Raw genomic sequence first — 21,466 nt, 5'->3', positions numbered from 1 at the left:
CAAAGAATCTCCCTAAAGGTTTTCTTTTTTCAGTATTTTATTTCCGAAAACGAAACGGGACCTAAAACTGTCCCGAAACATGTTGTTTTTTCGAAAACACCTCTTTTCTTCGATCCGGATTCTTTTCTGTTTTCCGCTTTTACTCACGCTTTACTGTACTGGGATTCCGGAAAATTCTTCCGGGTCGGAAAAACCTCCGGAAACACAAACAAGTATCGTAGATAAGATCGAAACCCAAATAGAAAAGTTATTTGGAAAGGAAGAAGATCCCGAATTAGTAAAAGTTCTATTGGGCGGAGACGTGATGTTTAATTGGGGAATCCGGGACACGATCAAGTCCAAGGGAGAATTGGCTCCAGTTAAAGGTTTAAAATCGGTTTTCGAAAGTGCAGATCTAAGAGTCTTAAATTTAGAAACTCCTGTAGTCTCTGAAAAAAGTTGGGATCATGGTAAGGCTTACGTCTTCCAGGCAAAAGAATCCGATTTGGAAAGTATGAGCTTTTTAGGAGTCGATCTTGTTTCCTTAGGAAACAATCACGCAATGGATCATGGTCCGGAAGGATTGGAAGAAACTCTAAAATTTTTAGGGGAGAGAAAGATTGCTTCTATAGGAGCCGGAAAAAATTTAGAGTCCGCTTTTCGTCCTTGGATCTGGGAAGGGAAGGATACATATCTTAGAATTTATTCTGCAACTAATGTGGCAGAAGGTAGATCACATTACGCAGGACAAAGCCCAGGTGTTATGCCTCTGGATCCGGAATTGATCCTGAAAAAGTTCCAGATAGAAAAATCCCAGCTGAATTCACCTCGAATTTCTAAAAGAGATAAAAAATCTAAAACGAATTTTCCAGGAAAACAATTTAGAATTTTTTCTCTACATTGGGGAGTCGAGTATTCTCCATTCCCCACAATCGAGCAAAGAAAGATCGCAAAAACTTTGGCTGAGGGCGGATTGGATATCATAGTGGGGCATCATCCTCATATTCCCCAAGGTATCGAAAAAATAGGAAATACGATCATATTTTATTCTTTGGGAAATCTGATCTTCGGAAGTAGGAATGCCTACTTAAACCATAACTTAATCGTAATACTCCATATTAAAAAAAGTAAATTGATCAATATCGAGCTTGTTCCCATTTTCGGAAAGTTTCAGAACGAAGATCATTTGGTTAGGCCACTTGAAGGAAAGGAAGCTGAGAATTTTTTGAAAGAGGTTGCGGTTCTATCCCAAGATTTGGGCACTAAGATTCGGATAGAAGGAGACAGAGGTTGGGTGGAATTAGACTAGGAAACATAGGCCCAGTTTTCGATTTTTAGTCCTGGGATTTTTTGGAAATGCCTTTCGTTATTCGTGACTAAGGTATAATTCAAATACAAAGCAGTGGATCCAATGAGTAGATCAAAATCCTCTACCGTATTTCCTTTTTTCTGTTGGATGGCTTTGAGTTCTCCGTAAGTTTCCATAATTCCTTCGGTCAACTCTATCACCGGAAAAAGTTCGGCAATTCTCCGGACCGTAGCCAGATTTCTTTCTTTGTAAGAAGATTTCTGGGCTCCAAAGATCAATTCTCCATAAGTGATTACTGAGATTGATTTGATAGAATTTTTACGGTCCAAAAAATTTTGCCGAACAATAGGATCTTCTTTTAAGCTATAAATGATAATATCTGTATCAATCAAATAGCTCATCTGTATCCTTTCCTAAGGTGTTCTTGGTTCGAGAGGAACGTATGTCCTTTACGATCTTGTCAGAACTTCTGTCATCTACCCAGGAACCTGATAATTCTAAGAAACCTAAGGTCTTACGTTCGGATTCTTTATTGTCGTGGGCTAGATAGTTTTCAATTAGAAGAACTACTTCTTGGCTTATGGATCTGTGTTCCATTTCGGCCCTCCTTTTTAATGCTTCGTAGAGTCTGTCGTCTATGTCCCTGACTTGTAAGTTTGCCATATTCCGAACCTCCCACAAAGGGTGATTCAATTTCATGAAATTACAAGCGAAATTCATGAAGAATTGGGTTACAGGGTAGAAAATAGATTCCTTCGCATTTTGGAGAGTCAAAGGACGGACTTGGAAAATGAAAATTAAGAAAAGAAGAAGGTCCCGGAATACTCATTCTAATTACGCCTTAGCAACATTTTTGGTGCCTAAGACGCCCAAATACATTCCACTTGACCCCTTGCCCCTAAAGCCGAAAATAGGACAAAATTCGGTTCTTCTGCTCGCCGCATTGCGCAGACGGGCATTTTCCCATAGGAGAAACTTTTGAGAAACTACGAGATAACTACAATCACGCGTTCAACCGCGAAGGAAGTAGCTAAAACTGAGGTCCTAGAGATCTTCAAAAAGCATTCCATCAACGTGACCGCAGAAGAAGAATGGGGTCAAAAGAAACTTTGGCATCCAATCCAACACCAAGACTACGGAATATTCACTCACTTCAAAGTGAATGCAGAACAATCCGCCTTAGAAAAGGTAGAGCGTGACTTTGGTCTGAACCAAAATTTACTGCGCTCTATGATCGTCCGCCTCAATGGCTAACGATATCAATCGGGTGACCCTTGTTGGGCGCCTGACCCGTGATCCGGAATTCAAAACCGTGAACGGGACTTCTCTTGTGAATTTTTCCTTAGCTAACGGTCGCACTTATGTAACCGGCGGAGAGAAAAAAGAGGAAACTCATTTTTTCGACTGCGAGGCTTGGGGAAAAGGCGCGGATATCATCCAGCAATACTGCAAGAAAGGCAAACAACTCGTAATCGAGGGACGCCTGAAGCAGGATACCTGGGAAACCATGGAAGGCAAGAAGGCCTCCCGCATTCGTATCGTTGTGGAAAATTTCCAGATGATCGGTGGTGCAAGGGAGAATGGAAGCGGAGAGTACGGCTCTTCCGCAAGTAGCGGATCTTCTTCTTATTCATCTGCTCAAGATGATATGGGAAGTTCCGGAATGGACGACGATATACCTTTTTAACGAGGACAACAATCATGTCAGATAATGAAATACAAGAAGAATTAAAGCAGGAAATTACTGCTGAGGGCATGCCTTTAGATCAAGACGGAGGACGCCCGCCTAAAAAGCAAAACAAGTATAAGAAGAAAGTTTGCCGTTTTACTGCAGACCCTGAACTTGCTAAGCAGATCAATTATAAGAACACGGAACTTTTGGAAAGATTCATTACTAACCGTGGTAAGATCATTCCAAGAAGAATTACTGGAACTTCCGCAAAATACCAAAGAATTCTTGCGAGAGAAATTCGCAAAGCGCGCAGCATCGGTCTTCTGCCGTTTAAAGTAAACTGAGGAGAAACAAATGAGAGTAATATTACAAAAAGATGTTTCTAACTTAGGAGATGCGGGTGATGTAAAGGAAGTTGCGGACGGATTCGCTCGTAATTTTCTTTTTCCTCAAAGACTTGCTGTAAGAGCTTCTGAAGGTAAGACCAAAATGGCTCTTCACCAGAAGAAACTTGCGGATCTTAAAAAAGAAAAACGCAAAAAAGATATGGAATCTGTATCTTCTGGATTGAACGGAAAAGAATTCGAAATTTCCGTTAAAACCGGAGGTGGCGATAAACTTTTTGGAGCGGTAACTCCTGCTGATGTTGCAGCATTATTAAAAACCGCTGGATTCGAAGTAGACAAACGTAAAATCGAATTCCCAGAGCCTATCCGCAACCTAGGTTCCTATAAATTGAAAGTGCGTCTTGCAGAAGGTATCCTCCCAACTATCACTGTAAATGTGAAGAAAGAGGAAGTCGTTTCTACCGAAGCGTAATCCGGAACAAGAATGCAATCCGACTCCTTGTTTGAATTGGAATCCGAGAAATCTTTTCTCGGATTTCTGCTTCTTAAAGGAGCGGATAATCTAATCGATATTCCCCTCGTTCCTGAGGATTTTTACCAAGATACAAACAGAAGGATTTACAAGGCGATTCTAGACCTTGTGGACAAAAGGACCGCAGTAGACCCGGTTTCCGTCCTAAACTTCTTAAAAGAAAACTCTCTACTCAAAGATCCGGAAAGAGAATATGAATATATTTATTCTCTTTATAAGGATTCCGTAGTTTCCCATCCACTGGGTTATTATGCGGAAAGGATCAAACGTCTTTCCGAAAGAAGAAAATATTCTAAATTATTAATGAACGCCCTGGAATTGATCCAGAAAGAGCCGGGCGAAAACGAGTCAGTATTCAATCAAATTGAACAAAGCCTTACGGATGTCTCTAGATCTGCGGATGTAAAAGGACTTCTTCCTGTTTCCGGGGATAAGGCGGCTCTCTCAGAATATATCAAAGAGATCATGGAGAGCCGAGGCCAGATTAAAGGGCTTAGAACGAATTTCACCCAGTTCGATGAGATGACTTCCGGTTTAAAAGAATACGAGATGATGGTTCTGGCTGCAAGACCTGGTAACGGTAAGACCACCTTGGCCTTAAATATCGCATCCAATGTGGCTCTCATCCATAACCGACCGGTGGTGATTTTTTCCTTAGAGATGAGTAGAATGGAACTTCTGCTCAAACTGGTCTGCTCCTATGCCCAAGTGGAATCCAATAAATTAAAACGTTCCGAAGTGACCAAGTCGGATGCACCCAAACTGATTGATGCAATCATTAAGGTAACTTCTTCTCCCATATACATTGATGACTCTGGTGCACTGAGTGTGGATGATTTTAAGGGAAGGGTCCGTAAACTTCTTACCAACGAAAATCTTGGGCTTATCATTGTGGACTACTTACAGCTCATGAACGATCCCAAAAATAGGGATGGGGGAAGGCAACAAGAGGTTTCCTCCATTTCCAGGGCACTAAAGCAGATGGCCAAAGAGGCGAGATGTCCGGTCATCGCACTTTCTCAGATGAACCGATCCATCGAGCAAAGATCCAAGGACCAAAGACCTCAACTTGCCGACTTAAGGGAGTCGGGTGCGATCGAGCAGGACGCGGATATTGTTACATTCATCTATCGGGGAGAGAAGGGAAAGGACGAAGAGGAAGATCCTAGAATGAAAGGGATGGCTGAGATCATCATCGCCAAAAACAGGTCCGGACCAACAGGTTCTTTTCCACTTGCCTTCCGACCTGAACTTTCCAGATTTGATAACGTGTAGTCCCGTTTGGGATCCTAAGGGCCGTCTTTATTAATCGAAATGATGGCTCTCTTGTCCGTTCTAAGAGTAGTTTTGGAACGAGTTTTTATAATATAAAATAAGGAACTGGATTCTTTGGAAGATTGGATTTTAGAAGGTTATAAATCAAGAGCCTGGGCAGGAGAAACGTCCGAAGCCCAAGAAGGAAAAACTCTCACTCTATTCGGCTGGTCTTTCCGATTCCGAGACCAAGGCGGAGTCATCTTTGTGGACCTCCGAGACAGAACGGGAATCCTGCAAGTAGTATTACGTAAAGAAATCCTGGGAGAAAATTTTGCGGCAGCGGAAAAGATCCGTTCTGAATACGTGATCGCAGTCCGAGGAACATTGAGAAAACGTGATGCGGAAAGTATCAATCCCAAAATGAAAACCGGGACAATCGAACTTGTAGCGGACCAATTGATCATTCTGAACCAAGCAAAAACTCCTCCATTCTCCTTGGATGAGTTTGAAGAAATTTCGGAAGAAAACCGACTCAAATACAGATACTTGGATTTCAGAAGGGATGAACTCAAAAACAGGATGTTAAAACGTCACGAGTTCGTATTTGCAATTCGTAATTATCTAAACTCCCGCAAATTTGTGGAGATAGAAACTCCGATCCTAAACAAGTCCACTCCGGAAGGTGCGCGTGACTTTTTGGTTCCTTCTCGTCTAAATCCGAATTCATTTTATGCTCTTCCACAATCCCCTCAGATCTTCAAGCAGATCCTGATGGTGGGAGGAATGGAGAGATATTTCCAAATCGTAAAATGTTTCCGTGACGAGGATCTTAGAGCAGACAGACAGCCTGAGTTTACTCAGCTGGACATGGAATTCTCCTTCGTTTCCCAAGAAGAGATCCTTGCCGAGATTGAAGGCCTATTCTCCCAAGTGATGAAGGATGTGTTCAGTCTGGAATTCAAGGGCCCATTCTCCAGAATGCCTTATAAACAAGCTATGGAAGAATACGGTTCCGACAAGCCTGACCTTCGTTTTGGAATGAAATTGGTAGATGTTTCCGAGATCGTAAAAAATTCCGATTTCCAAGTATTTGCAGGTGCTGTCGCAAACGGTGGAGTCGTAAAAGCGGTCTGTGTTCCTGGCGGTTCTGTAATCTCCAGAAAAGAGATCGAAGATCTGACTGCTTGGTTAAACAGAGATTATAAAGCGAAAGGCCTCGCATACATGAAACATGGGGCAGAAGGATTAGAATCCACTATTACAAAAAGATTTACTCCGGAAGCTCTTTCCAAAATTGCAAGTGCAGTCGGCTCAAAAGAAGGGGACATGGTCTTTTTCGGAGCGGATGAAAGAGAGATCGTAAACCATTCTCTGGGCGCATTACGTCTGAAACTTTCGGAAAGATTTGACAAACCTGCAGAAGGAAGCTTTCATATTTCCTGGATCGTAGACTTTCCGATGTTCGAGTGGAATAAGGACAGCAAACGCTGGGATTCTTTGCACCATCCGTTCACTTCTCCTGGAGATTCCAGTTTGGAAATTTTTTCTTCCGAGGAAAGACTCCAAAAAGATGCAGGAAACGCACTCGCAAAAGCCTATGATCTGGTGCTAAATGGTGTGGAGATCGGTGGAGGTTCCATTCGTATCCATTCCAAGGATGTGCAGACTCGAGTCTTCTCCACTTTGGGGATCGGACCTGAGGAAGCTAAAGAAAAATTCGGCTTCTTATTAGAGGCTTTGGAATATGGGGCACCTCCTCATGGTGGGATTGCATTTGGTATCGATAGGATATTGATGCTGATGACCGGTGGAAAATCCATCAGAGATGTGATCGCATTCCCTAAAACCCAGAAAGGTGTTTGTTTAATGAGCGAATGTCCGTCTGAAGTGGAAGAGAAACAGCTCCAGGAATTGAAGCTTAGGTTGATAAAGGTTTAATCGTATCAGGAAAGAACAATTTACTTTCGAAAACCAAGACCTGTATCGTAAGATCTGCGGGATCAACGATGCAGGTGTCAGAAATTTGGAAAAACAATTGGAGATCGATTTAATCCCTAGAGGGAACGGTTTCCAAGTGGAAGGAATTCCCACTAAGGTGGAATTCGCTCTGGATTTTTTCAGATTATTGGAAACCAATTATCGGGACAGACCGGATCGGGACTTTACGGATTCCTTCGATTTCGGTTATCTTCTTAAACAAGCTACTCGCGAAAAGAAGAAGGAAGAGCGCAAGTCGGACGATGAGCCCTTCAAACCTACCGAAAAAATACTTACCACATATAAGGGAAAACATCTTTATTCCAGGACGAAAAATCAGGAAAAGTATATTCAATCTTTCTTAAATAATCTGATCACTTTTGGAATAGGTCCCGCCGGAACCGGAAAAACATTCTTATCCGTCGCAATGGCTTGCAGATTTCTACAAAATGGGATCGTGGATAAGATCGTTTTAACAAGACCTGCGGTAGAAGCAGGAGAGAATCTTGGATTTTTACCCGGAGATCTGAATCAAAAAGTGGATCCATATCTTCGTCCGGTATATGATGCTTTGAACGAATGTATCGGTTTCGAAAAAACGCAAGAGTATATCGCACTTACTAAAATTGAGATCGCACCAGTTGCATTCATGAGAGGAAGGACACTTTCCAAAAGTTTTATCATTTTGGACGAGGCCCAAAACTGTACTCTTGCTCAGCTTAAGATGATTATGACCCGTTTGGGCCGTAATTCCAGGATGTGTATCTCGGGGGACGTAACCCAAGTCGACTTAGAACATGGTAGATCCGGTTTCGATCGTGTGGTAAACTTGTTCAGACAGACCGAAGGAATCGGCCAGGTGTTTTTCGGAAAAGAAGATATTACGAGACACCCGTTGGTAGAGACCATCGTGAGGAAGTTCGAGGAATTGTAATGTTTCCACTGGGATCACTTTTAGAAAGAGGAATGGCTTGGATCACGGATACCTTGACCAAGATCCGTCCAATTTCTTTCGTGAGAAAATTCCAAGTAATCCTCACGGCGATCACTTTGATCATCGTGACCTGGATGCTGGCGATCCCATTTTTCGGTCAGGATAAAATTAATCTTTCTCAAGACGGTCCTTATTCGGAAGGCAAGAATGCTTTGGATAAGGTTGTTTCCACCAAAGATATAGTTTACGAAGACGAAGAAAAAACGAAGGCCAAAAGGCTAAAGGCGTTTCAATCCGCTCCGAATTTTTTTGACAGAGATTATAGAGTTCTAATAGATATAATTCGTCCCGCTATCCAAGAGGATATGGAGAAGTATAGGGAGCCAAAACCTACGGGAGAAGTGAAAACTTCCGCAGAATTATTGGCTGCTGTTCCTAGATGGAAGAATAGATCCAAAGAAGAGTTGGAACTCCTACTTAAGACACCAGGCAAATCTAGAGTTCGAGATCTGGTCCAGCAATATAGTAATTTAGTTTTTTCTAATTTTTGTGTTCTGAGGGACCAGCCTGCTGATTATTCCGCTATTCGTGCGGCGGAAGCAAGGATACGTAACTCCGGTGCAAGCGGGAATAAGGAACAAATTTCCTCAGTTGAAGGGACACTCGTAATTCCTCGCATGTATCTGTATAGAGATAATGCCACGATAGAAACTCTGAATCGTTTAGCAGCAGAGAAGTTACAAGCCACAGACCCTCAGCTACTCGCAGTCATCCAAAAACTTGCACTGACTTATGTGTATTCCAATCCCGCCTGTACGTATAACGCAGAAGAAACTAAAAACCAAAAACAAGCCGTTATGGATAGAACGGAGCCTATTAGCAGTAGGATAAATGCTGGGGAAACCATAGTAAAAGCCGGAGAAATTATCACTCCGGATATCTATCAGAGAATGCAGATAGTGAACAGATATGCTACTCGAGCAAATATCGCATCCATTATCTCCATCCTCCTTATTCAATCTATTTTTGTAATCATAGTATATGCGTTCTTGAAGAAGTATAATCCGAAACGATTGAACGACGTTTCGAGTAATGTGATTGTGTTCACATTGATCTGGTCCTTGGTGCTCTGGACTTATTTGGCGTCCAAGGCATTCTTTAGTTTCGAGAATAGTTACGATTCTGTTTTTTACTTCGCTCTTGTGATTCCGACCGGAATGGTTTGTTTGATCCTGTCCATGATCTATGACGAACAATTATCGATTGCGATAGGCTTTTTCCTTTCCTTCTTTGTGTTTGCTGCTTCCAGATATAATCCGACTTCTTTCATTCTTGCCTTCGTAATGACTGTGGTTGCGGCTACATATGGAAGAAAAATGAGAAAGAGGATCGATTTTATCAAGGCTGGGTTCTATATGGCCTTGGTCCAAATGTTGATCTCTTCTTCCGGTTATCTGTTCGATTCCAGGAATTATTGGGTGGCTGTTCCGTCCGGCTCCCATTTGAGAGACCTTTGGGAATCGAATATATTCAGATTGTATTTATTATGTTTAGTGAATGGATTTGTCTGTTCTACTTTGACTCAGCTATTGCTTCCTATCTATGAGTACGTATTCAATATTCCAACTAGATTTAAACTCATGGAACTTGCGGATACAGGCCACCCGTTATTGCAGGAATTATTAACCAAGGCACCTTCTACTTATACCCATACTTTTTTGGTAGCTGCTATGTCGGAAAGAGCCGCCCAAAATCTGGAATTGGATTGGCTTTTGACCAGGGTGGGTGTGTATTTCCATGATATCGGTAAGATCCCGAATGCAGGATTTTTCGTAGAGAACCAGCACCTGATCCCTAAAAAGGAAAACATTGATAAGAACAATCCTGCTAAGGCTGCAAAGATCGTCATAGATCACGTCTTGGATGGAATTGAGATGGCGAAGAAGGCGAGACTTCCTAGAGAAGTAATCGATTTTATTCCGGAACATCATGGAACTTCTACCATGGCGTTCTTTTATCATAAGGCACTTGCGGAACTTTCTCCCGCTCAAAAGAAAAAACTTAAAAAAGCCGATTTTCAATATCCGGGACCTAAACCTCAAAGAAAGGAAACTGCGATCGTGATGATTGCTGATAGTTTGGAAGCTGCGAGTAGATCCTTGGAAGAGGTGACTCCGGAATCCTTAGATACTCTTATCACTAAGATCGTAAACGGTAAATTAGCGGAAAACCAATTGGACGAATGCGGACTAACCTTAGGAGATTTGGAAGTTGTAAAATTTTCCTTTAAAGAAGTTCTTCTTTCTAGTCTTCACTCTAGGCCTAAATATCCTAAACCTGAGGACACAAAAGCTTTAGAGGAGAAGAACAAAAATATTCTGGGGAAACACGCCCCTAAGAGTCATTGATTTGTTTGAATTCTCTTCGGATTTCGATCCGAATTCTATTCCTTCTTGGCTTTCTGAATCTTCTCTTGAGTCTCGCTGGAAAGTCCTAAGTGCATTCGCTTTTCCTAATGTAACTACCCATCTTTCTTTGGTTCTGACAGACGATGAATCTATTCGAGAATTAAATCGAGTCAGAAGAGCTAAAAATTATGCTACGGATGTTCTTTCTTTTCCCTTAAGTTTTGATCTTACTCCTTGGGAACTTCCCCCGAGCAAAAAAGAAAATTTTGGACCTATCCTGAGTTTAGGAGAAATTGTGATCTCCTGGGATACATGCAAGGCTCAGGCAAAGAGTATCGGCCATAGTGAAGAGGATGAATTTTTCAGATTATTTGTGCACGGATTTTTACATTTAATCGGTTATGATCATGAACGAGGAGAAGAGGACGAGGCTCTAATGAAGGAGAAGGAGGATCTATGTCTGGATCTGGTCCTGGGGCCTTAAAAAAAACGACAGGAATCGTAATGGAAAGTCGCATCCTTCCGGAAGGGGATGCATTTTTGCGCCTTCTACCGGAAGAAGGAGAAGTAGGAAGTTTTCGAGTAAAAGGAATCAAAAAAAGTAAAACAAGACCTATCGCTGCAGTAGAACCAGGATCGTTAACAGTTTTAGATTATTATTTCACCCAAGGAAGAGAGACGTTTAACGTAAAAGAGATCGGATTGATCAGAAGATTCGATAAAGCTAAAACAGGATATTCAGGAACTGTTTTGGTTTCTTATCTGGTGGAATTAGTTTCTTCCTTTTTGACGGAAGGGGGTTCTCATCCAATGGAATATAAACTTCTTCTGGGCGCCTTGAAGGAATTAGATGAAGATGGTTACAAACCTGTCTTCTTGCCTTTTTTCAAACTGAAATTATTATATGTAGGCGGTTTTTTATCCAAGGAAATGGAATGCGCTAGCTGCGGAAAAAATCTCTCGGAGATCCAATCTTGCAGTTTGGACGAGACCCATTTTGAGATCGTATGCGGCGATTGTGGAACGCCTAAACCTGACAAGTTTGGACTCGTATTATTCGTCCAAGATTGCCTGGCATTGAGATACAGGGATCTGAAGGACAAAAAGATTTCCCTTGAACTCCTGAAGGAGGCGGATAGCTTAAGCAACCGGGCCTTAAAACCTCTTCTTGGAAAAAGACTCAAATCGGAACCTATGTTGTACGAATCATTAGGGGAAAATCTTGGATAAACTTTTTAAAACTGCGTTTTTACTTATCTATACTGTGGGTCTGATTTTTCTGATCGTCCTTCAGGAAAGGTGGGGGAAAAAAGACGTCCCGCCTCGCCCTGTTATCGCCGAGGCCGGCAGAAATTGCCAATATCTTGAATGTATCCTTAGAGAGAAAAATCTGGTCCTTGGGGCCCTGGATAAAAGTTGGAAACTGATTGGAAGCAAAAGGTTGTTTCCGGATTGGGATGATAACTCCCTTAAAAAATAGGAACTATTACAAAAGATAGAATGAAAGAAACGGAAACGCTCAAACAACTCGTTTTAGAAGCTTTAAAGGAAGGGGTAAAACTCTATTGCGAAAAGGAAGCGCATAACGTTTCCTTTGGAGATCTTAGGATCCGAATAGAATATTCCAGAGAGGAATCCTTCGGTGATTATTCCACTTCTTTCGCTTTGGAAAATTCTAAACTTTTAGGCAAAAAACCTTTGGATTCGGCGGCACTTCTTGTAGGTTATCTGCAGGCTCGAACAGATTTATTTGAAAAAGTGGATTTTACTTCTCCTGGCTTTGTGAATTTTAGAATTTCTTCTTCTTTTCTGATCCGTTTCTTAGAATCTACGATCCAAAAAAATGATATTTTTCCTAAATTAGAAAATCCTAAAAAAGTAAATTTAGAATTCGTAAGCGCGAATCCTACCGGACCTTTAAATATAGTTTCCGCAAGAGCTGCCGCTACCGGAGAAGCTTTTGCAAACTTGCTCAAGGCAGTCGGGCATTCCGTAGATAAGGAATTTTATGTAAACGATTATGGGAACCAGGTGTTTTTACTTGGAGTTTCCACGATGGTAAGGATCCGGGAAATTTTGGGAGAATCTTCTTCTATCCAAGAGAATGCAGAGGACGGAAGATCTATTGAAGAATTACTTTCTCAAAATGTGATTCCAGCGGAAGGATATAGGGGAGATTACCTCAAAATCATAGCCAACCAATTATTAGAAAATCAGAATACTGGAAAAGAGATCAAATCCCATCTAGAGAAAAAGGAATATTCCGTTCTCGCTGAAAAATGTTCCCGTTGGACTGTGGAATCCAATTTGGTCTGGCAAAAAAGAGACCTGGATCTATTCGGAATAAACTTCAATCGATTCTTCTCCGAAACCACACTTCATGAGGCCGGAAAAGTTTTAGGTGTATTGGAAGATTTAAAAAAATCTGGAAAAATTTTTGAAGAAGAAGGTAAACAACTCTTTAAATCCGAGGACTATGGAGACGATAAAAATCGTGTAGTCGTTCGAGACGATGGACGTCCTACATACCTTCTCGCAGATATTGCTTATCATAATGATAAAATTTCCAGAGGTTATGAGAAAATTATAGATATCTGGGGGCCGGACCATCACGGTTACATCGCAAGGCTTGCGGGTGCCGTGCAGGCCTTAGGTTATCCTAAAGAAAATTTCCAAGTGATCATTGCTCAACAAGTGAATCTTCTCATGGCCGGCCAGAAAATGAAGATGAGTAAACGTGCAGGAGAATTCCAGACCATGGAAGATCTTCTCGGTTATTTGGGAAAACATGCTAAGGATGTTGCACGTTATTTCTTCACTATGAGGTCCTTGGATTCTCCTTTGGATTTCGACTTGGATCTGGCAAAAGATGAGTCGGATAAAAATCCCGTATTTTATTTACAATATGCTCATGCAAGAGTTTGTTCAATATTCAGAGAAGTAGGGACTAACTCGGATCAAAAAGCATTAGAAAACCTTGAAATGACAGAGGAAAGAAAAAGACTTCTTTTCTGGATCTCTCGTTTCCCGGAAGAAGTGCTGGATGCTGCTGCCACCTTGGAACCACATCGTATCGCGAATTATCTCCAGAATCTTGCAAGAGCATTCACTCAGTTTTATATAACAAAAAATAATAGGCTGAAAGATTCGGATGAATCTACAAGACTCGGACTCGCAAGAATTTGCCAAGCGGTTCGTGTCGTACTCGCAGAAGGTTTAGCTCTACTCGGTGTTTCCGCTCCGGAAAGATTGGAGAAAGAAGATTGAATCCACCTCGGGTCACAGTCATTTCCACAGGTTCTGAACTGACTGCGGGAAGAAGCCAAGATACAAATTCTTCCTGGATCGCAAACGAACTCTTTGGATTAGGATATTCTACTGAAAAATTCCTGGTATTGCCTGATGATCCAAAACTGATCGCCGATGAACTAAAAAATTTAGCTGCTACAGCCTCTTCAGAAAATCCGGTCCTACTCGTGATGACCGGTGGACTTGGACCCACGGAAGACGATTATACCTTAGAGGTAGTCTGCGAACTCACTTCTTCTCAACCTGTACTAAATGAAAAAGCACATGATAGGCTCCAGGCATTGTATCGTCTTCGTGGAAAAGGATTCCAAGAAGCGCTGACTACTGCATTACGTCAGGTTTCTATTCCATCTAATTCTACCGGTTTGAATAACTCGGTAGGAATTGCTCCGGGATTCTGGTCGGAACTCCAACCAGGCGCTTATTTAGCATGTATGCCTGGGGTTCCTTCCGAGATGGTAACCATGTTCAAGGAAGAATTGGTTCCTCTTATCCAGAAACAATTCCATTCTGGAGAACTGCACTCTGATTTTCTATTTATCTGGGGAATGAGCGAGTCCTTATTCCAACAAGAATTTATAATAGATATCGAGGCCTTAAAGAACGGAAAAGCAGTTTGGGGAGTTGCCGCCAAAAAAGGATTTATACGAGTCACTTACCAATCAGAAGACAAAACTTTAGTCCAAGAACTGATCCAAAAGACCAAAGAGAAGTATAAAGGACTCTGTACCGGGGACTTATTCGAAGAATTTCCTAAACTTCTCTCAGAAAAGAAACTCACCATCGGAACGATCGAAAGTTGCACAGGTGGACTTGCAGCTAAAATACTTACTGACCGTGCAGGTTCTTCTGATTATTTTTTAGGATCAGTGGTCAGTTATTCCAATCTGATCAAAGAAAATCTAGTAGGGGTTAATAAGAAAACTTTGGAAGCTCACGGAGCGGTTAGTGCTGAAACCGCCATCGAAATGGCGGATAACGGAGCAAGACTTCTCGGAACGGATTTAGCAATTAGCATTACTGGGATCGCTGGTCCTGGTGGCGGAACTCCTACAAAAAAAGTAGGAACTGTATTTATAGGAACCCATATTAAGGGTGAGAAAACGGAAGTGAAGGAACTCTTCCTACCTTTTAAAAGGGAGTTGTTCCGGGAAGTGGTGGCCGCTACTTCTCTTTATTTAATGTACAATCGATTGAGGAAACTCGTATGATCTCTAGGATTTTGGCCCTAAGTTTTATTTTCTTTTTAGGATTTTATTATTTTTTAGGCAATCCATACGAGTCTGCGAGAACTGTGCAGAAAACCTGGTATTGGAACAAAGAATCCAAGTTGGCCAGTTTTCCAGATCCACGAAGTGATTTTGATCCGGAAAGAACTCTCAATGGATATAAAACCAAAACTTCTTATATCAGAATCCCATGGGGAGAAGCTCTCCCAACTGACGATTCGATCCGGATAGAATATCCTCTTAGAGCGAAAGGATATTTAGCTTATAAAAAGATTGGCAGTTCTGTAGAATTTTTTTCAGAAGCAGGAGAATTACTTTGGGCCAAGGATTATAAAAGTTATCCTCGTATTCATCCTGATGGGAACATCGTCCTATTTTTGTCCGGAGATAATAACCAAGTTTTGGTTTCCGATATTAATGGAAATTCTTTGGGTACTAAAAAATTGGACGGTAGATTTTTAACCGATATCTCCTTTGCTCCTAAAGGAATTTCTAACGGAGAAACAGCAGTCCTATTTTCCGGTGGGGAATTATTCCTTTTAGATGGGAAGGGAGAAAAATTATTCGAAGCAAAGTTAGGGGAGAAAGAACCGGTATTTGCTAAAAGCATTTCGATCTCCGCAAATGGCCAAAAGATTGCAGTTCATTTTCTGAAAAATAACCGGGACTTTATCCGGGTATACGATAGAGACGGTTCCGAATCCGAAGAATGGAATCTCGGCAGGGTGATCCCTTATAAAGTGAATCTCGCAGTTTCAGATAGCGGTGGAGTGCTTGCGGGCTTCTCCGATAAACTTACTTTATATTCCAAATCAGGAAAAGTCCTCTTCGAAAAAAATCGGAACAAGGCACAGTCAGTTTACCAAACGGTATTCCATTCAGGTTCTTGGTTTGCAGGAGAATGGGAAGGTAACTTGTTTTTTTTAGATGAAGACGGTTCTATCCTGAAAGAAGAAAAGATCCGCACTGGAGAAAAACCATTTCGTTTTTATTCTTCTGGCCGTAAAGGAGAAGCGTTCTTAGAAGGAGGGAACGACATCGTGCTTTATAAGGAACTGTCGAGATAAGAGTCGTAGAGTTTATTTTCGCACAGGGCCACGAAGGGTCTTATAATGCTGGAATTTTCTACAGATATAATTCTCGGAGACTTTGTGCCTCTGTGTGAAAAAATCTTAGTGACTCTTCCCAACTCAGTGACTTAAATTTCAAACCTCGTAAATAGACAAGGACTTATAGCCCTTATTTGTCTGCTTGTCTAATAGCGCTATAATTTCTGTTCTTGTGTCCTTCTCGATATTAAAGATCAACTGATCGGAGATCTCTCTACAAATATACAAACCTCGACCATGAGAATCCGCAAGTCCAGCAGGCAAACCGGTCGGACTATCCACAGTGATATGCCTGTCCAAACGTTTTAAAATTTCCTTTTTGTTCAAAGAACCGAAATGATCTCGGACTACTACGATATAAGAATTCTCAGCGATCCCGTAACCGATCTCAAAATAATCCGTTTCGGCGAGTTGGATATGTTCCAGAGGAACAAGAAGATCTCGAGAAGGAAGTTCATATTGGTATTTAGAATTTCCCTTGGAGTCTCTCGGAGCGCGGATCATTGCATTAGAAGTCAACTCTTCCAAGATTTGTTGGACTGCGTTAGGTGCTCCTTTTTCGATCAGAAATTTACCTACACGATTGCAAATATAATTCCGATCCTTATCGGAGCTGATCTTACGGAATACGATCCCGTTTTCAGGTGGAACTAAAAATTCTTCTTCGCTGCCTCCTTCTAAGATCTTGAAGTCAGGTCCGAAATATTTTTCTACACCAAAGATATCTCTATAAATAAGTTTTTTGACCATCACTGTGATCAGATTGATGTCTAAAAATGAATATTTCGGAATAATATTCCAGATATCGTGTTGGTAGGCGAAATTAATATAATCGTTAATATTATAAGCGGTCATCAAGGAATATTGCACGGAAGGATATTCCTTTTGGATGGTTTTGATCAGATCTAATCCCGATTTACCGGGCATACGAATATCGGTGATGACCAGATCTATATGCTCGTTAGAAAGAATTTTAACCGCCTCATCGTAATTTTCCGCATCGAAAACTTCGTAATCTCGGACTAGGATATCTTTTACCGCCTCCCGGATGGAATGTATATCTTCTACTACTAAGATACGATGATTGGACAATTTAGTTTCCTTTGGGTTGTACTAAGGGAAGAGAAATTTTAAATCTGGTCTTTCTATCATAAGAACGCACCGTCAATTCTCCAGAATGTTCTCTTACAATGGAATGACAGATAGAAAGTCCAAGACCAGTTCCTATCCCTGACTTGTTTTTGGAGAAGAATGGAGAGAAAATTTTATCCAGCATATCTTCCGGAATTCCCCCCGCAGTATCTTCCACAAAAATATGCATCATATTACGAGTGCGCCTAACTTCTACCTTAATCTTACCTTCTCCATAATCGTAAGCTTGTAGAGAGTTTTTGAATAGATTGATGAAGAGTCTCTCCATCTTGACCGGATTGAATTGGAATGTCATACCCGGTTCACTTAAAATTTCCCATTCAGTATTTTTAGAAAGAACCGGATAGACCCAGGTAACCGAGTCTTTTGCCTTCATTATGGTTTCATGAATATCCGCAGTGGTAGTGACTAATTTATCAGGTTTAGCAAAGCTGATCACATCTAAAACGATCATTGCTGCTCGGGTAAGATCTTCTTTGATCATCTCCAATCTTTTTCGAAAAAAAGCTGGATCCATACTGGATAAATTATTCATCAGATTCTGAAGAGTGAGGCTCATTCCGGTGAGCGGGTTATTCAACTCATGAGCCACACCTGAGATAAAAATACCGAGAGAAGCCAGGTTACGGATCCTAAGGTTCTCTTCTTCTTTCTCTTTGATGCGCGTGATATTGCTGATCTTCTCCACTATGGAGACAATACTCCCATCCTTACGAATTGGGAAAAAATCTAAGTATAAGGTTTCCTTCTGATCATTGGCTACATGAAAGATCTCTCGTCCAATTTCTCCCTTACCTTCGAATTGTGCGTCGAAGTCCGTTTCATTTTCATGATGGTCCTTCATTGGGCAATAAGGACAAACCGCGGAACGATTGTACAGAACCTCGTAACATTTTCTGCCCAGAGTAGAAGGGAAGTCGGGCTCACTCGAAAATTCAAGAGTGGCCTTGTTTACACGACGAACCCTGAAGCCCGAGTCTATCAAAACTAGGGGCTCTGTGATTCCGTCCAAAATAGCTTGGAGTTCCTCCGCTCTTTCGTGGAGGTTTTCCATTAGGGATGACATCCGGATCAATATTCTAGGGATTCTTTATAACTTTGCAGTAATTTTTTTTGATTTCTGGAAGAATGTTGAGCCTGCATTTCCTGAAGCCTTAGAACATGCACGAAAAAATCCTCGATCAGTTTTAAATAAAATTCTTTCTTAAACTCGGATCTATCCCGGTTTACCCCCTCATCAGGTAGGTAATTCAAAGGATATTCTGCCTCTTTACCGTTTCGATCCGCATAGATCAGCAGATCGTCCACATTATTATCCAAAGGAGTATTGTCCGTCATACGAATCATGATGGTATCTTCCGCGGAATAATTCGCAGTTTTGATTTCGGAAACCACCTTAGAAAGAGTAGATCCGTTAAATTCCAGAAGAATGGACTTTTCTTCTGCTCTTTCTATCCCGCCTGGAGTAGGGGATTGAGTCACTGAGAACTTAGTGATCTTCACACCTTTCCGGTTCGGGTAATTTCCCACCCAAGTCACCAAGGTTCCGATAGGAAGAGCCTCCATTCTTTCGAATTTCAAAAGTTCTCTGGCAACACTCAAACTTTCATACGCACGTAAGATCCTCTGATTCAACATTTGGGTAGAAGAAGAGGAAGAATTGTTCTGGGATTTTGTCCCATCCTGGCTCTGAGCGTTGATTGAAAGAAAGGAAAGAAGAAGGAGCAGAAGGAAGACGGCCTTCGGGGCCGCCTTCGTAGAAGAAGTAAAATTAAGGCTTAGGTTGTGCCGGAGTTTCAGTGCTTGGTGCGGTTGTAGGCGCGGATTCTTGGGCATTGGTCCCTCCTTGGTTGCCCTGGGCCTCTTCCGCAGCTGGTGGAGGAAGAATATCAGGCGTTGGAGTGGTATTGTATCCACTAGTCTTCGCAAAAAGGAAAGAAAGAATCAAAGACAAGGCCAAAAAAGTGAGTCCAGCAACTCTGGTTGCTTTAGTCAAAACATCCGCAGTAGAGGAACCAAAAACAGATTGGCTTGCTCCTCCACCAAGAACTCCACCCATTCCTCCTTTGCCTGTTTGGATCATAACAAGAAGGATCAGAAATAGACTGACAAAAACGAAAAGAACAAGGATGGTTCCGGTAATAAAGCCCATGAGTCGAATTCCTAAAGGTAAAAAGGTTTGTTTTTGGCGAAATAATCCGCTTTAAATCCAAACTACCGCCATGGCCTAGGCTGACAAGCCGTTTCGGAGTTTCCCATGCGGCTTGTATTACGGTAGAAAGAAATTAGAATAAAGCTAAGAAGCTTTCCAGCTTCTGGCTGGCCCCGCCTACGAGCCCTCCATCTATATCCGCTTGGGATAGGAGTTCCTTCACGTTATCGGCTTTCACGGAACCGCCATAAAGGATAGGCATAACATCCGAGATTGTTTTCCCATTTTGGAATAATCCGGAAATTTCCTTTCTTATAAATGCATGAGCTTCTTGGGCCTGAGCCGGAGTTGCTACTTTTCCCGTACCGATTGCCCAAACAGGTTCGTAGGCCACCCAGATACGAGAGAACTGGTCGCTTTCAATGGAACCTAAACCTTCTTGGATTTGTTTTTTCAAAACCTCGAAGGTATTACCTGATTCTCTTTCAGCCAGAGTTTCTCCCACACAATACACAGCGGTAAAACCATGTTTTGTAAGATAAGAGATCTTTTGGTTACAGAAAAGGCTAGTCTCTCCTAAAAACTGTCTTCTTTCCGAGTGGCCAACGAGTGCAAATTTGATACCTAATTCGGAAAGTTGATCCGGACCGGTTTCTCCAGTCATTGCGGTGAGAGGGGCAGGGTAGATATTCTGAGCACCGACCGCAATTTTCGAATTTTCTAATATTCTCGCAACCGCAGCCAGATGAATAGAAGAAGGAAATACAACCGCCTTTTTATTATCTGGAAGAGAAGAAAACTTTTCTTTTAGGCCGCTTGCGAGAGCCAATGCTTCCTTTTCGGAAAGATTCATTTTCCAGTTACCGGCGATAATTTTAGAGCGCATATGTATTTCCTTTGATTCGTTTTAGGTTTTTTCTTTCAGAAGGGCCACAACTCCAGGGAGTTTTTTTCCTTCTAAAAATTCTAAGGAGGCTCCTCCTCCAGTAGAAACGTGAGTGATCTTATCTTCCACTTTTGCCTTATTAATCGCAGCGATGGAATCTCCTCCGCCTACGACAGTTCTTGCCTTGGACTTAGAAACCGCTTTTGCGATCGCCATGGTACCTGGAGCGAATTTATCGAATTCGAAAACTCCCATAGGACCATTCCAAACGATCGTAGCGGCGTTCTTAATTACTTTTTCGTAATTTGAAATTGTCTTAGGACCGATATCCATTCCCATCCAACCGTCCAAAATTCCCATCTTATCAACGGTTTTGGTCTTAGCATTCGCATCGAATTTATCGCCGATCACATGGTCCACAGGAAGTTGGAAATCTACACCTGCGACTCCGGCTCTTTCGATCAATTGGAAAGCTTCCACTTCGAAATCTCTTTCTACTAAGGAGTTTCCCACAGGAATAGCTCTAGATTTTAAGAAGGTATAAGCCATTCCTCCGCCGATCAGAATATGATCCACTTTTTCGATCAGGTTTTTGATCACGCTGATCTTGGAAGAAACCTTGGAACCTCCGATGATTGCCACGAAAGGTTTTGCAGGGCGGGAAAGAAGGGAAGAAAGTTCGGTGATCTCCTTGTACATCAACAAACCTGCAAAAGAAGGTAGAAGATGTGCAATTCCTTCCGTAGAAGCGTGAGCTCTATGAGCCGCACCGAATGCATCGTTTACATAAACATCTGCAAGTGCTGCCAGGCTTTTGGAAAAAGCGGGAGCATTTTCCTCTTCTTCTTTATGAAAACGTAAATTTTCCAGGACCAGGATCTCTCCATCCTTTAGTTCTTTGGAAAGTTTTACGGCATTTTCTCCGATCACGTCTTTGGAGAATATTACGGAAGTTTTAACTAATTCTTTAAAAACTTCGTAAACAGGTTCCATAGAATATTGAGGATCCGGTTTACCTTTAGGGCGGCCAAGGTGACTTGCGATCACCACCCTGGCACCTTTTTTTACCAAAAGTTCAATGGTAGGAAGTGTCTTTTCAATTCTAGTCTTGTCGGAAACTTTACCGTTATCCAGAGGGACGTTAAAATCGACCCTCAGAAAAACTCGTTTCCCCTTGACGTCCTCGTTTTCGAGTCTGGGTAATTGCTGCATCG

Annotated in this window: 22 protein-coding genes; 14 read left to right on the top strand and 8 right to left on the bottom strand. The window is 41.8% G+C overall.

Translation table 11 applies throughout. The annotated features are described in order from the left end of the window. The first annotated feature begins 79 nt into the window (after positions 1-79). The gene (locus tag CH365_RS11560) at positions 80-1,288 is read left to right on the top strand and encodes a CapA family protein (protein ID WP_100768735.1); all 1,209 of its coding nucleotides are present in this window, start codon (positions 80-82) and stop codon (positions 1,286-1,288) included. Here the strand turns inward: CH365_RS11560 and CH365_RS11555 are convergent. Continuing rightward, on the bottom strand, positions 1,285-1,689 hold the full coding sequence (locus CH365_RS11555) for a type II toxin-antitoxin system VapC family toxin (protein ID WP_100768734.1): 405 nt from the start codon (positions 1,687-1,689) through the stop codon (positions 1,285-1,287). The genes CH365_RS11560 and CH365_RS11555 overlap by 4 nt on opposite strands. Beyond that, positions 1,673-1,951, bottom strand: a complete 279-nt coding sequence (locus tag CH365_RS11550) for a FitA-like ribbon-helix-helix domain-containing protein (protein ID WP_100768733.1) — start codon at positions 1,949-1,951, stop codon at positions 1,673-1,675. The genes CH365_RS11555 and CH365_RS11550 overlap by 17 nt, the downstream gene beginning before the upstream one ends. A gap of 315 nt (positions 1,952-2,266) precedes the next feature. On the opposite strand from CH365_RS11550, the gene rpsF reads away from it, so the two are divergent. The 13 genes from rpsF (at position 2,267) to CH365_RS11480 (ending at position 16,020) form a co-directional block, all read left to right on the top strand. Next, positions 2,267-2,542: a 30S ribosomal protein S6 gene (gene rpsF / locus CH365_RS11545; protein ID WP_100709504.1), complete on the top strand. Its 276-nt coding sequence runs from the start codon at positions 2,267-2,269 to the stop codon at positions 2,540-2,542. Continuing rightward, positions 2,535-2,975 carry a single-stranded DNA-binding protein gene (locus CH365_RS11540; protein ID WP_100768732.1) on the top strand — a complete coding sequence of 147 codons (441 nt, stop codon included), beginning with the start codon at positions 2,535-2,537 and terminating at the stop codon, positions 2,973-2,975. Before rpsF ends, CH365_RS11540 begins: the two co-directional genes overlap by 8 nt. 14 nt (positions 2,976-2,989) lie before the next feature. Continuing rightward, positions 2,990-3,304, top strand: a complete 315-nt coding sequence (gene rpsR / locus CH365_RS11535; protein WP_100768731.1) for a 30S ribosomal protein S18 — start codon at positions 2,990-2,992, stop codon at positions 3,302-3,304. Positions 3,305-3,314: 10 nt separating this feature from the next. Continuing rightward, positions 3,315-3,779 carry a 50S ribosomal protein L9 gene (rplI, locus tag CH365_RS11530; protein WP_100768730.1) on the top strand — a complete coding sequence of 155 codons (465 nt, stop codon included), beginning with the start codon at positions 3,315-3,317 and terminating at the stop codon, positions 3,777-3,779. 12 nt (positions 3,780-3,791) lie between these two features. Continuing rightward, positions 3,792-5,114 carry a replicative DNA helicase gene (dnaB, locus tag CH365_RS11525; protein ID WP_100768729.1) on the top strand — a complete coding sequence of 441 codons (1,323 nt, stop codon included), beginning with the start codon at positions 3,792-3,794 and terminating at the stop codon, positions 5,112-5,114. Positions 5,115-5,228: 114 nt separating this feature from the next. Beyond that, on the top strand, positions 5,229-7,034 hold the full coding sequence (aspS, locus tag CH365_RS11520; RefSeq protein WP_100768728.1) for an aspartate--tRNA ligase: 1,806 nt from the start codon (positions 5,229-5,231) through the stop codon (positions 7,032-7,034). Between the two features lie 4 nt (positions 7,035-7,038). After that, the gene (locus CH365_RS11515) at positions 7,039-8,007 is read left to right on the top strand and encodes a PhoH family protein (RefSeq protein ID WP_100768727.1); all 969 of its coding nucleotides are present in this window, start codon (positions 7,039-7,041) and stop codon (positions 8,005-8,007) included. Beyond that, a complete protein-coding gene (locus CH365_RS11510) occupies positions 8,007-10,415 on the top strand; it encodes an HD family phosphohydrolase (protein WP_100768726.1) in 2,409 nt (802 codons plus the stop codon). Before CH365_RS11515 ends, CH365_RS11510 begins: the two co-directional genes overlap by 1 nt. A 127-nt stretch (positions 10,416-10,542) precedes the next feature. Next, positions 10,543-10,899 (top strand): rRNA maturation RNase YbeY, encoded by a 357-nt coding sequence (gene ybeY, locus CH365_RS11505; protein ID WP_244283176.1) that lies wholly within the window; start codon positions 10,543-10,545, stop codon positions 10,897-10,899. Then, complete coding sequence (gene recO, locus CH365_RS11500) at positions 10,872-11,645, top strand: DNA repair protein RecO (RefSeq protein ID WP_100768724.1); 774 nt, start codon at positions 10,872-10,874, stop codon at positions 11,643-11,645. Before ybeY ends, recO begins: the two co-directional genes overlap by 28 nt. A 270-nt stretch (positions 11,646-11,915) precedes the next feature. Next, the gene (argS, locus tag CH365_RS11490; RefSeq protein ID WP_100768722.1) at positions 11,916-13,682 is read left to right on the top strand and encodes an arginine--tRNA ligase; all 1,767 of its coding nucleotides are present in this window, start codon (positions 11,916-11,918) and stop codon (positions 13,680-13,682) included. Next, complete coding sequence (locus CH365_RS11485; protein ID WP_100768721.1) at positions 13,679-14,935, top strand: nicotinamide-nucleotide amidohydrolase family protein; 1,257 nt, start codon at positions 13,679-13,681, stop codon at positions 14,933-14,935. The genes argS and CH365_RS11485 overlap by 4 nt, the downstream gene beginning before the upstream one ends. After that, on the top strand, positions 14,932-16,020 hold the full coding sequence (locus tag CH365_RS11480) for a hypothetical protein (protein ID WP_100768720.1): 1,089 nt from the start codon (positions 14,932-14,934) through the stop codon (positions 16,018-16,020). Before CH365_RS11485 ends, CH365_RS11480 begins: the two co-directional genes overlap by 4 nt. A gap of 138 nt (positions 16,021-16,158) precedes the next feature. Here CH365_RS11480 and CH365_RS11475 read toward each other — a convergent pair whose 3' ends face one another. From CH365_RS11475 to CH365_RS11450, 6 genes are all read right to left on the bottom strand, one after another. Next, positions 16,159-17,154 carry a response regulator transcription factor gene (locus CH365_RS11475; protein WP_100768719.1) on the bottom strand — a complete coding sequence of 332 codons (996 nt, stop codon included), beginning with the start codon at positions 17,152-17,154 and terminating at the stop codon, positions 16,159-16,161. Between the two features lies 1 nt (position 17,155). After that, complete coding sequence (locus tag CH365_RS11470) at positions 17,156-18,280, bottom strand: LIC_12097 family sensor histidine kinase (RefSeq protein WP_100768718.1); 1,125 nt, start codon at positions 18,278-18,280, stop codon at positions 17,156-17,158. 5 nt (positions 18,281-18,285) lie between these two features. Further along, the gene (gene lenA / locus CH365_RS11465; RefSeq protein WP_244283153.1) at positions 18,286-19,050 is read right to left on the bottom strand and encodes an endostatin-like outer membrane lipoprotein LenA; all 765 of its coding nucleotides are present in this window, start codon (positions 19,048-19,050) and stop codon (positions 18,286-18,288) included. Further along, entirely contained in the window at positions 18,986-19,366 is a 381-nt protein-coding gene (secG, locus tag CH365_RS11460) for a preprotein translocase subunit SecG (RefSeq protein WP_100768717.1), read from the bottom strand. Before secG ends, lenA begins: the two co-directional genes overlap by 65 nt. A gap of 133 nt (positions 19,367-19,499) precedes the next feature. Continuing rightward, entirely contained in the window at positions 19,500-20,252 is a 753-nt protein-coding gene (gene tpiA / locus CH365_RS11455; protein WP_100768716.1) for a triose-phosphate isomerase, read from the bottom strand. Positions 20,253-20,273: 21 nt separating this feature from the next. Continuing rightward, positions 20,274-21,464, bottom strand: coding sequence for a phosphoglycerate kinase (locus CH365_RS11450; protein ID WP_100768715.1), 1,191 nt, complete (start codon positions 21,462-21,464; stop codon positions 20,274-20,276). Positions 21,465-21,466 lie beyond the last annotated feature (2 nt).

Source organism: Leptospira neocaledonica (assembly GCF_002812205.1).
In the GTDB taxonomy this organism is placed as follows: Bacteria; Spirochaetota; Leptospiria; order Leptospirales; family Leptospiraceae; genus Leptospira_B; species Leptospira_B neocaledonica.
This window is presented reverse-complemented; position numbering and strand designations above follow the sequence as displayed.